Genomic DNA, 12,055 nt, shown 5'->3' with positions numbered 1-12,055 from the left:
TGGGTAACCGGCCCGCGGCGCAAGCCAGGTCGACAGGTCCGTCCCGGAAGGCTGGACGAAGCAGGTACCGCGATCCACCTGCGCAGGCCTCATGCCCTGCCAGCGTCCAGGGAGGTGCCGCAAGACCAGGCTCCGGTAAGCGGAACCAGGTGGCCGTCGATTCTGATGACTCTGCCGCTGAGGCAGAAGTCGTCGTAGGGGCTGTGTCACTGGCGACCGGCCAGCGCGCAGCGCGCCATGGACGGGGGGACGAAGATCCTGGCCACCTGCACCAACAGCGCCCGGCCGATAGCGTGGCGGCGCAGGCTGACATCAACGGCGATGGCCAGGATCCCCGCCTGCGGATCCGCGTGCCCGCTGCACCCTTCATCGCGCCCGAAGCCGCAGTGCAGGTCGAACTCGGCCCCGCCTGCGCTGGGTAGAGCCGGACAGGTCGTACAGTCAGCAGCCGGGCAGAGCGTCATCCCTGCGTGTGCAGGGTGGAGACTGCCTGACCTGGGATGTTAGCAGGACTTGGTGATTCCTTTGGTAGGCGTGCCGGGTTGAGCTTCTTGGGGCTCATCCGCTGCCGCGGCGACGCTCGCCGGGTCCTCGCCGAGGTCATCCTGCGGGGGACTGAACGGCGGCTGTCTGCGCAGCTAGCGCAGGGAACCGCGGTGTGCGTCCCGGACCGCGCGCGATGGGTGCGGGCGCTGTTGTACGAGCGGCTGGACCGCCTCACGAATCCTCCCCGGCCTCCTTCGAACATTCCCGCCCTGCTGGTGAGGGAGACCGGCTGCACTTCGCGTCGCTGCTGCTGGCTTCATCTGGCAAGGAGTCGCCCGCCTCCTGATCCCCCTCAAAGGCGGGTTTGAGGAGCGGGCCCGGATGTGGTGGTGTGGGATCTTTGGGTTGGTCCGGATGGTTGAACGGAGTTGCGGGTGGGGGCTGTTGAGGATGCCCGGATAGGTGGCATCGACCTGAGCGTCCACGCGGAGTTCGACCGGCAGTCACGGGATGTGTATCCGCTGCTGTTCCGGCTGCTGGACGGGGCGGCAATCGCCGAAGTGCTGTGGGACGAGTCGTTGGCCGCACCCCAGCGGGAGGTGATCGCCGTGGGCCTGGGCGTGAGCGCCGAGGAGGCCAGATCGCTGACCGCGTTCCTGGCCGGGCTGCGGGAGCTGGGCAAGCTCGTGCCTGCTTTCCAGCAGCGTGAGCGCGTGGCGTGGGCGCGGGTGAGTCATGCCCTTGCTGCCGATACCGGCCGTATCCCCGAAGACGCGATCGGTGCGGTGGCCAGCGGCCGGATGTCGATGCACGTGGCGCTCGGGCTGCTGGAGGAGGCCGGATTCGCAGGCGGCGGCAACGACGCTCCGGCGGTGCGTGCCGCGCAGGTGGTCGGCGGGATGATAGGGCGTTTCCAGCAGGTCGATGTGGCCGGCGCCGCTTCACCGCGCCGGGTGGCGGCCACCGCTGGTGGGCCGGCGTGGCGAGACCTGCGCTCGCGGTATGTGCGGCTGGTGCGGTACCTGACCGGTGCGAGCCGGGTGCCGAAGGAGTTCTCCGTGCCGGCGGCGGTGCTGGTGTGCGGGGTGGGCATGCTCGCCGGCCGTCTGGCCGGGCAGCGCCGGGCGTGGACGGAGGGGGCGCACATGCCCGCGTTCGGCGCGGGCGGGCACTTCGCGCGTGCCCGTGCACGTGCCCGCGACCTGGTGGCCGAAGCGGAACTGGAGCGCATCGAGCTGGACCCGGTGGAGTTTGCGACCGCGCACGGGCACCCGGCGCCCAACGAACTTCAGGCCTCGCTGATGAGTGCGCTGCCCGATCTGGCGGCCGAGCACGGTGCGGGCATCGTGGTGGTGGCCGACGCGACCGGATCGGGCAAGAGCATCACGGGGTTGGATGCCTCGCGCATCTTCAGCCAGGAGTGCGGCACGGCTGGGGCGGCTTGGTTCATGCCGACTACCGCCACCGCAGACAGCGCCTGGGAGATGCTGGTGCGGTATGTGCAGGCCCACGAACCCGGCAGGGCGCCGGTCACACTGGTACACAGCCACAGTTACCTCAACGCCGCCTACACCGACGCCCGCCTTGCCGCCCCGCCCGCACCACCCCGCCCGCACAGCGGCCCCACCGCGCCGGCCGGCGGTGGAGCGGCAGCACAGGCGCCGGCTGGCACGCCAGAGGGGGGTGTGGAGCGTGGACACGCCGCCGCCGCGGCGAGTGTCCCGGACGGGTTCCTGCGCGGCCACGACGCGGCGCTGCTGGCGCAGTTCACCGCGGCCACCATCGACCAGGCCCAGATGGCGGTGCTGCCGGTGAATTCCAACGCGCTGCGGCTGCTGGCCCTGTCCGGCAGGACCGTGATCATCGATGAGGCCCACGCGATGGAGCCGTACAGCCAGCTGCAACTGCTGCGGCTGCTGAACTGGCTGGGCGCACTGCGCACTCCCGTGGTGCTGCTGTCCGCGACGCTGCCCTCGACCACCGCCCGGAAGATGGTCCACGCCTACCTGGCCGGCGCCGGCGTCCCGCCGGAGCATCTCGCCGCCCGCAGCGGCCAGCTCACGCCCGGCTACCCGGGATGGGTGTTCGCCGACGCCGCCACCGGCCGGGCACACTGCATGCCCGGTGCAGCCCGCGAGCGGCATGCCGCAGCCCGCCGCCGGCGCCTGCGGATCACCCGCGTACCGGTGGAACACCGGCCGCTGGGGGAGACCGGCCGCACGATAGAGGCGGGCGAGCGGCTGGCGGCGGTGTCGGCAGCGCTGGGCCCGGTCATGGACGGCGGCGGCTGCGCGGCCGTCGCCTGCCAGTCAGTGGCCGACGCCCAGGACACCTACCGCTACCTGCGCAGCCTGTGGCCCGGTGACCCGCAGGAAGTGATCTTGCTGCACGCCCGGATCCCCGCCTTCGTCCGCGAAACCCTCACCGCCCACCTGCGCGACGTCCTGGGCCCCTCCGGCCGGCGCCCTTCGCGGCTGGTCGTGGTCACCACCAGCCTGCTGGACACCAGCCTGGACATCGACTTCGACCTGATGGTCGCCGACCTGGCCACGATCGCACGGCTGCTGCAACTGGCCGGACGCCTGGGCCGCTTCGCGTACCTGTGGCAGCAGGCCGGCCGGCGCCCGCCGTGGTGGAGCAGCGGCCACATCCCACAGCTGACCGTCCTGGACCCCTGCGGTCGCACCGGCGCCACTGCGATCCCACCCGGGTGGGGCACCATCGAGCCGGCAGCACTGCTGCACGCCACCGCCGGCATTCTTGCCCGCTCAGGCGGCGACCAGGTCCTGACCGTCCCCGACGACGTCCAGGACCTGGTCGAACAGGTCCACGGCAGCAACTCGCCCTTCGACCAGGCCACCACAGCACTGCAGCGGCTGCTGGACGGTCACCTGGACCGCATCACCGCACAAGAGCACACCAGCGCCATCCACCTTGTCCCGCCCGCGGTACATGTCTCGTCACTGGCCGACCTGCACCGCCAGCACCTGACGCCGGCGCAGGCCGCCACCCGGCTGGGCACCTTGCCGCGCCGACTGCTGCCCTGCTACCGCAGCCCCTCCGGACGCCTGACCCTGGACCGCGCCGGCACCGTGCCGCTGCCCGACCAGCGCTACCTGACCACCGGTCAGATCCGGGACATCCTCAGCCACGCCGTGCCGGTCCCCGCCGCGTGGGTGGCCCGACCCGGCCCGCCCCACCGCACACCGGACAGCTGGAGTGAACACCCCCTGCTCGCCGATCTGGTGCCCCTGCCGGCTCCTGCCGAAGTGGCAGACCACAGTGAGCAGTTCGGGATCCACCGCCTGCGCATGGATGACGACCTCGGCCTGGTCCACCACCGCACACCCTGACCCCCGGCGGCAGCCCCGCCTCCCAGGTGCGTCAATGGAGCCCGGTGCAGCGGTGCCTTTCGGGTCGGCGCCGCTCCCGGTCAAGGGCCGCCCCACTCCGCAGCGCAGACCGATAATCACATGATTGTCACCGATTGGACACGCTGGGTGACGGCGTGATTATCTGCTTCTCGTTCGCGCAGTCCACAGCGACTGCCGCGCGCGGGGTCACTCCACAAGTCCGCTGACACCCGCCGTTCGGCACCCAGCGCCCTTCTCCTGTGCACATCGTCTCCGCCGGCCGGGCCACCACCATGGCCCCGGGCGGAACACCAACGCGCCTGGACTCCTTGCGGATCGTCATGCGCGGCTTCCTCCGCGCACGGCTCCCACGGCCGTGCCTTTTGCCGCCTGGCCCACCACCACAGAAAGACACCTGGTGTTACCCAGCCTTGCGGGCAATGCTGCTCGCTTCAGCGCCGCCGACGACCCCTGGATCCCGGTGCGGCGCGCCACCACCTACGCCCACGTGGGGCTGCGGGAACTGTTCCTGGAAGCCCACACCTACGACGACCTGGCCATCGCCATGGCGCCCGCCGCCTCAGGGCTGCTGCGTTTCGGTGCCGCCATCATCGCCCGCATCACCGGCCTGGACAACGTCGGCCTGACCGCAGACCAGTGGAACCAGCATCGCCGCCAGGCCTTCGCCCACGGCCGCTTCGCCCCGGACGCCGTCAACGCCTACTTCGACAACGACGAATACTGCTTCGACGTCTTCGACCCCGACCGGCCGTTCCTGCAAGAGCCGCTCCTGGCCGAGCAGTGCCCCTACCCCAGCGGCATCAACAAACTGGTGTGGGGCAGGCCCGCCGGACGCAACCTGGCCTGGCTGAACCCGCACCACGACCTGGACCCCGTGCCGCTGCCCACGCCACAGGCCCTGCTCCACCTGCTGACCCACCACTACTACGGGGCCAGTGGCACCTACACCCCCCGCGCGGCACCAGGCCGGCCGGCCTCCCTGCACGGCTCCAGCGGACCGCTGCGCGCCACGGTCTCCTTCCACCCCCTGGGCCGCACCCTGTTCGAGACCCTCCTGGCACAGATCCCGAAATTCACCGGCTACCCCACCCCGCCCGTCCCGGACACCGAAGAGACCGGCGACCGCTGCCCGTGGGAGAGCGCCTGGCGCCCCGGCCCCCACGAGGCCCGCCCGGAAGTGACATGGCCGGGACGGCTGCTGACCGGCCGCTCCCGGCACGCCCTGCTACTCGTGCCCGCCCCCGGCGGCACCCACGTCACCGACGTGTACCTGACCTGGGGCGACCAGGTCAAACCACTGCCGGCCACTGACCCGTACCTGGTGATGGACACCGTCACCGGCGGCCGCCGTGCCGACAGGCGCCGCATGCCGCGCCGGGCGGACGCCGACCGGGCGTGGTGGCGGGAACTGGAAGCGCTGCTGCTGGCCCCGGACGAGGAACACTCATTCCGCCGCCCGGAGATCTTCGACACCCTCAACGACCTGCCGCCACAGGTGCGCACGCACCTGCGGGTGCGGGTGCACGGCTTCGACCAGGACGGCCAAACCCGCGACCACCGCTGGTACACCGCGATCACCCCGCCGCTGCTGGCCTGGGCCCAGGAGAACGACCCGCAGCGCGCCGAGCGGATCGGCGCTTGCGTCAAGGCGGCACACGCCATGGCCGCCGACCTCAAAGACGTCGCCGAACAGGCATGGAAGGACACCATCAACGGGCCCGCCGCCGGCGCTGTGGGCGCGATGGCAGGGCGGGAGACAGGAAAGAAGAAGCCTGTCCGCCGTACAGCGCCGAAGGACACCAGTCCGGCGAGCGCGAAGAAGACGGCCGGCCGCTCCCCGTGGACGGCGCCCGCCGGCACCGAGTACTGGCGGGGGGCCGAGAAGACGTTCTGGCGCCTGCTGGACGCTCCTGACGCCTGGCCGCACGCGGCGTTCGCCGCCACCGCCGAAGCAGCCCTGCGACAGGTCACAGCCCTGGACCGCGTCCGCTACCGACATGCTGCGCGCGCTGTTGCCACAGCCGTGGCCGACCTGCACCAGCGGGCGCGGTCCCGGCGACAGCCCGACCAGGAAGGGTGAGCCATGAACACGATCGACTACCGGCGCCACTGCGAAAAATTCACCACACAGGTAGCCGGCCTCTGTGAGGAACCCGGCGTGCGGCGGGACTTGCGCGATGGCCGCGGCCGCCCCGTGGACGAGTGCAAGCGCATGCACCGCTACCTGTCCGTGCGCACCGCCGGCCACGGCCACCGCCGTGTCCACTACACCGTGGCCTGCCTGATCGCGTTTGCCGACCCGCTCGAGGCCGAACGCGACCGGCCCACCCCGCTCCCGCCACCGCGTGATCCGCAACCGCCCGCAGCGGGCCCGGCTGTCCCCATGCCGGTACCCGGTCTGCCCGCCGCACCTGCCGACACGGACCGCCCCTACACCACGCTTGTGTGGCGTAGCCGTCCCAACTTGGGTGCGACGCTGGCCCGCGCGGTCCGCGAAGCCGGCTTCCACGACTCCAGCACCGACGACCTGCTGCACACCATCGTCAGTGTCGACGACGACCACCTGCACCCGCACATCCTGCCGTCGCTGACCTCGCGCCTGCTGCGCGCCCAGATCACCCCCGACTGGCCGGTCCTGCTCGAGGACCTGTCGCTGCGGGCCTTCGACGCCGACCAGGTCGCCACCCGCTGGCTCGACGGCTTCTACCGCGCTCTCATCAACCCCACCGGTAAGGACTGACCCCTAATGACCTCTTCTTCCCCGATCGCCTCCCGGTACCTGGACCTGCATGTCCTGCACCCGGTCGCCGCCGCCAATCTCAACCGCGGGGAGTCCGGGCAGCCCAAGACCATCAGCCTCGGTGACGTCACCCGCGGCATGGTGTCCTCCGCGGCGTGGAAGCGCGTCACCCGCGAGGACATGGAAACCGACCTCGGCGAGAGCGCCGCCCGCACCCGCATGGTGCCACTGGCCGTCGCCGACGCCCTGCGCGAAGCGGGCTGGCCCGACGACCTCGCCCAGTTCACCGCAGCGCAGATCCCGCAGTCGGCCAAAGAAGGCGGACTCAAGACCAACCCCAAGGAAGGCCACCGCACCCAGGCGATGCTCTTCCTGCCCAACGACGCCGGCGCCCGCCTCCTCCAGATCTGCATCGACCACCGCGACGACCTCGAACAGGCCCTGGCCGAGCAGAACACCACAGGCAAGAAGGCACCCGCCGTCCTACCCCAGGCAAAGATTGCCGCCGAACTGATCCGCCGCACCGCCACCATCAACCTGTTCGGGCGGATGCTCGCCGAAATCCCCTCCGGCCACGTGGAAGGCGCCGTGCAGATGGCACCCGCCTTCACCGTCCACAAGGCCGGACTGCAGCCGGACTTCTTCACCGCCGTCGAGGACTGGCCCCGCCCCGGCGAGCACGGCAGCGCCCACCTGGAGACCGCATTCCTGACCGCCGGGGTCTTCTACCGCTTCACCACCGTCAACATCACCACGCTGACCGCCAGCCTGCACGGCGACAGCGCTGCCGCCGCCAAGCTCATCGAGTTGTTCGTGTCGACGTTCATCTTGTCGATGCCCAAGGGCAAGCAGACCTCGACCGCTGCCCAGACCATCCCCGACGTGGTGTACTACGCGGTCCGCGACCGCCGGCCCGTCTCCTTCGGCGCTGCCTTCGAACAGCCCGTGACCGCCCGCGGCCAGGGCTACACCCTGCCCGCACGCCAGCGCCTGGCCGAGTACGCCGCCACCATCGACCGTCTGCTCGGCACCCGCCACCGCATCGCGCACGGCCACGCCACCGCCGCCGGAAAGGCCATCGACCACCTCGGCACGTACCACCCCGGCTTCGCCGACCTCGCAGCGGAAAGCGCCACCTCCGCGCTTGCACCCGCCACACCGCAGCCGGATCAGGCTCCCTCCGGCCAGGACAGCGCGGCATGAGCCGCGGCCTGGTACTGCGCCTGGCCGGGGTGATGCAAGCGTGGGGGGAGAGCGCCGCGTTCACCTACCGCGACACCGCCGCCCACCCCACCCGCTCCGCCCTGATCGGCATGTTCGCCGCCGCCAGCGGCCGCACCCGCGAGCAGGCCCTCGATCCCTACCCCGACCTGCGAGCCCCCGGCCAGGACCACGCCCCCAGCCACCGCGACCTCGTCTTCACCATCCGCATCGACAATCCCGGCACCGTCTACCGCGACTTCCAGACCGCCGGCGGAGGCCGCCCCCACCAGCAGGGCCTGCGCACCGCCGCCGGCAACTACCGGCCCCAGGACGAATCCACGATGGTCACCTGGCGCGACTACCTGGTCGGCGCCGCCTTCACCCTCGCCGTCCAGGGCCCTCCCGCACTGCTGGCCCACATCGCCGCCACCCTGGAACGCCCCGTGTACTCCCCGTACCTGGGCCGCCGCTCCTGCCTGCCCGACGAGCCCCTGATCATCCACGCCGACATCACCGACCCCGTCCGGGCGCTGCGCAGCGTGCCGCTGACGCTGGCCCGGCCACCCGCCCCCGGCGCCGAGTTCGTGCTGGTGACGTTCCTCCACGAACACCCCCCAGGCCGCCCCGCCCAACTCGGTGACCTGCCGCATCTGGAGAGCCCCAGCGAGCCGGTCGACTTCACCAGCAGCGCACGCACCCATCTGCTGCGGCCGCTGTGGCGCACCACCGAACCCCTGCCCGCCGACCGGTACGCAGGCCGCAGCCCGGCCACTGCCCTGACCGACTACATCCTCAGCCACCCCGCTGCCCCTGCCACAGGATGACCCCGTATGCCCGCGACCTTGACCCGTATCGTCCTCAACCGCTCCCACCCCGCCGCCCGCAACGACCTACGTGACCGGGTCAACCTCCACAAGACCCTCATGCGGCTGCTGGACTCGCCCACCGGGCCCAACCCGCGAAAGAGCGGCGGCCTGCTGTTCCGCCTCGAGCACGCACCGGACCCGTTCCTGCTGGTGCAGACCGCCCAGTCCCCGAAACTCGGCGGTCTGCCGGCCGGCTACGGCACCCTGGCCACCCGCGACCTGACCCCGCTCCTCACCGCCCTCACCGCAGGCCTGAACGTCAGGTACAGAATCACCGCCGCAGCCACCGCGAGCGTGCCCTCCGCACCGAAAGCCGGCAACCAACGCCGCGCCCGGGGCACCGACGTCCTGCTGGAGGGCCACGACGCGATCGGGTGGTGGCAGCGCCGGGCCGCCGCAGCCGGTCTCGGCCTGACCGGCCCGGTCACCGCCGCCCCCGAGCCCTTCGCCAGTCCGAAGCGCCCCGCCCCGTTCTTCAAACTCACCCAGTTCGACGGCACCGCCACCATCACCGACTCCGACGCCCTGCACGCCGCGCTGCGCGACGGCATCGGCAAAGGCAAGACCTACGGCGCAGGCCTGCTCACCCTCATGCCCGCCTGACCACACGCCCCCGACAGGCCAGCAGCCTCGGGCCCGCCCGGCCCGGGGCTGCTGGCACCGCAGAAAAGACTCCGCATGAACCCACCCACCCCCACGCCACCACCCGACCCCGCCAGCCTGCGGGCGCTGGCCGTCCGCCTGCTCCTGCACGACGCCCGCGACACCACGATCCCCCCTCTTCGCATCCGAGCGGTCGCCACCGCCCACGGCGTGCATCCGCGCACCGTGCGCCGCTGGCTGGCCAACGCCCAAGAACACGGCGGCACGTTCACCCCCGCAGGCCGCCCGCACTTCGAACTCGACGAGCACATGCTCGACGTCGTCCGCCGCCGGCGCGGCAACGCCTCAGCCGCCTACCAGGAACTGGCCGACGAAGCCGCCGCCGCAGAGAAGAAGCAGGCTGACGAAGCCGCTACCGAAGAGCGGGAGCCGGCCGACGAAACCGCCATCGAACCCACCCGGCCCGCCCTGCCGTCCCGGGCCACCTTCCACCGCGCCGTGCGCCGCCAACTCGACCCCGGACAGCGAGCCGGCATGCGCCACGGTGAAACCGCACGCCTGCGACACGACGTGTTCGGCAAACGCCCCCGCCGCTACCGCAACTACGCCTGGGAAACCGACCACGTCGAAGCATCGGTCAAAGTCATCGTCGACGGCCACATCCGCAAACCCTGGATCACCTGGTTCGTCGAATGCGCCACCGACGGCATCTGCGGCCTGGCCATCACCCCGCAGACCCCCAGCCGCGAAAGCATCCTCGTCGCGCTCCGCGACTCACTGCTGCTCGACAGCCGCCACGGCCCCTTCGGCGGCCGCCCCGAACGCGTCCGCGTCGACGGCGGCAAAGACTTCCTGTGCACCACACTCCGTGAGGCCATGGCCGTACTCGGCCCCGAACTCATCGAACTGCCACCCGGCCGCGGCGACCTGAAACCCACCGTGGAAGCCGTCAACGGCGCGGTGAAGAAAATGTTGTTCGCCGACATGCCCGGCTACACCCACCCCCAGAAGGTCGCCGGCGGCAAACCGGCCGACCCCGACCCCGACCTGCTGACCTTCGAAGAGTTCTGCCTGCTGGTCATCGACTGGGTCCGCCGCTGGAACACCGAGCACACCGTCCCTGCCCTCGGCGGCAAGACACCCGCGCAGGCCTGGGCCGACGACCTCACCCCCGTCATCGTCATCCACCCCGAAGAGATCCACACCTTCACCCTGGAACCCCGCCGCGCCCGGCCGCTGACGATCAACAACGACGGCGTGCACTGGAAGTCGCGCACCTACGTCGACGACTGGATGCACGGCCGGGGCGGGGAAAAGGTCAACCTGCGCTACATGCCCCACCACCCCTACCGCGTGGAACTGTACGACGCCGAAACCGGCAAGTACCTGGGCCCTGGATTCTCCACCGACGAGCTCACCCCGGCCCAGCAACGCGCCCTGGACAGCACCCGCAGGCGCAGGGCCAACGAGCTGAAGGCGGACCTCACCAAGGTCGAAAGGCAGCGCAAGGTCCGCTACTCCGCCACTCGCGACGGCCTGACCCGCCGTCTGGAAGCCCTCACCACCCAGCAGGCTGCCGAAGAACTCCGCGCCCATGGCATCGCCCCACCCGCCCCAGCCGACACCACGCCCACGGACAGGGGCGGCCTGTCCCTGCCCGAACCCAGCGACGGCTGGATCGTGCCCCGCCCCCGCACCCAGCCGCCCGACCCTCCCGGGCCGTCCACCTGACCCCCAGCCTGCCGTCGCCGCGCACCTGCACCTATCGCGGCGCAGCAGCCCCCAGCCCCTAACCAGCCGCACACTCACATCAGGAGACACCGTGACAACGCCCACCACCACCGGGCCGGCGGCGGCCAGCACGGTCCCCGTGCGCTCCGACCGACTCCCGAACCCCGCCGACGACCACTTCCTCGGCCTGGACGCCAACCCGATCGCCACCGAGGCCGTCCGCGAAACCGAATCCATCATCAAGCACACCCTCGCCGTCTACGGCATGGCCTGTATCCACGGCGAAGTAGGCCTCGGCAAGACGTTCGCCGCTCATGCCGCATGCCGCAAACTCGCCCCCTACATCACGCTGACCCTGCAGTTCGCCGTAGGCCCCAACCTCGCCCAGATCCGCTCCGCCCTGTTGCGCGCCCTGGGCAAGGCTGGCGACGCCCCCTCCAACAACGCCGACCTGTGCGACCAGATCATCAAGGACGCCCTCGCCGCCAGCGACCATCTCCTGCTGCTGGACGAGGTCCAGCACCTGGGCCACACCGCGCTGGAGTACATCCGCGACCTGTGGGACAGCAACCAGAAGATCAGCAAGACCCTGACCGTGATCATGGTCGGCAGCGACAACACCCGGCAGAAGATCCTTCACCGCAAGGCCTTCCACAACCGCATCCACCAGTGGCAGCAGTTCAGCCCACTGACCCCCGCCGAAGTCCTCGGCACCATCCCGCACTACCACCGCCTGTGGCGCGACGCTCCCGACGACCTGCTGCTGTGGACCGACGACCGCGCCTGTCACGGCTGCTTCCGCACCTGGGCCAACCTCACCCTGGTCCTGCGCGGCATCCTCGAAGACGACCCCACGCAGACGCTCAACCAGCACTTGGTCCGCAAAGCCCTACGCCGTCTCGACCCCACCACGCGATTCCCCACCCACGACACCGACGGCTGGGCGTGACCCCAGCCGGGAGTGTCTAATAAACGGCGGATCTGTTGATCATGGAGACGCCAAGTGAGTGAGATGACGATCGAGCCCGAGTCCGTGCCTGAACCGGTCGGTG

Annotated in this window: 8 protein-coding genes; all 8 read left to right on the top strand. The window is 71.0% G+C overall.

The genetic code is table 11. The features are described 5' to 3' along the window. The first annotated feature begins 920 nt into the window (after window positions 1-920). The 8 genes from AB0M29_RS41700 to AB0M29_RS41665 all read left to right on the top strand — a co-directional run bounded on the left by AB0M29_RS41700 (window position 921) and on the right by AB0M29_RS41665 (window position 11,952). On the top strand, window positions 921-3,839 hold the full coding sequence (locus tag AB0M29_RS41700) for an HD domain-containing protein (protein ID WP_365392228.1): 2,919 nt from the start codon (window positions 921-923) through the stop codon (window positions 3,837-3,839). A 418-nt stretch (window positions 3,840-4,257) separates the two neighbouring features. After that, entirely contained in the window at window positions 4,258-5,940 is a 1,683-nt protein-coding gene (gene casA, locus AB0M29_RS41695) for a type I-E CRISPR-associated protein Cse1/CasA (protein ID WP_365392226.1), read from the top strand. A gap of 78 nt (window positions 5,941-6,018) precedes the next feature. Beyond that, window positions 6,019-6,600, top strand: coding sequence for a type I-E CRISPR-associated protein Cse2/CasB (gene casB / locus AB0M29_RS41690; protein WP_365392224.1), 582 nt, complete (start codon window positions 6,019-6,021; stop codon window positions 6,598-6,600). A gap of 6 nt (window positions 6,601-6,606) precedes the next feature. Further along, entirely contained in the window at window positions 6,607-7,803 is a 1,197-nt protein-coding gene (cas7e, locus tag AB0M29_RS41685) for a type I-E CRISPR-associated protein Cas7/Cse4/CasC (protein ID WP_365392222.1), read from the top strand. Further along, entirely contained in the window at window positions 7,800-8,627 is an 828-nt protein-coding gene (gene cas5e / locus AB0M29_RS41680) for a type I-E CRISPR-associated protein Cas5/CasD (RefSeq protein ID WP_365392220.1), read from the top strand. Before cas7e ends, cas5e begins: the two co-directional genes overlap by 4 nt. A gap of 6 nt (window positions 8,628-8,633) precedes the next feature. Continuing rightward, entirely contained in the window at window positions 8,634-9,272 is a 639-nt protein-coding gene (gene cas6e, locus AB0M29_RS41675; protein WP_365392218.1) for a type I-E CRISPR-associated protein Cas6/Cse3/CasE, read from the top strand. Between the two features lie 75 nt (window positions 9,273-9,347). Beyond that, window positions 9,348-11,003 carry a Mu transposase C-terminal domain-containing protein gene (locus AB0M29_RS41670; RefSeq protein ID WP_365392216.1) on the top strand — a complete coding sequence of 552 codons (1,656 nt, stop codon included), beginning with the start codon at window positions 9,348-9,350 and terminating at the stop codon, window positions 11,001-11,003. A gap of 91 nt (window positions 11,004-11,094) precedes the next feature. Beyond that, entirely contained in the window at window positions 11,095-11,952 is an 858-nt protein-coding gene (locus AB0M29_RS41665; protein ID WP_365392214.1) for an ATP-binding protein, read from the top strand. The last annotated feature ends 103 nt before the right edge of the window (window positions 11,953-12,055 follow it).

The organism is Streptomyces sp. NPDC051976, assembly GCF_040680795.1.
Lineage (GTDB): Bacteria > Actinomycetota > Actinomycetes > Streptomycetales > Streptomycetaceae > Actinacidiphila.
Note: the sequence above shows the minus strand (reverse complement) of the source record. Positions and strands in the feature narration are given on the sequence as shown.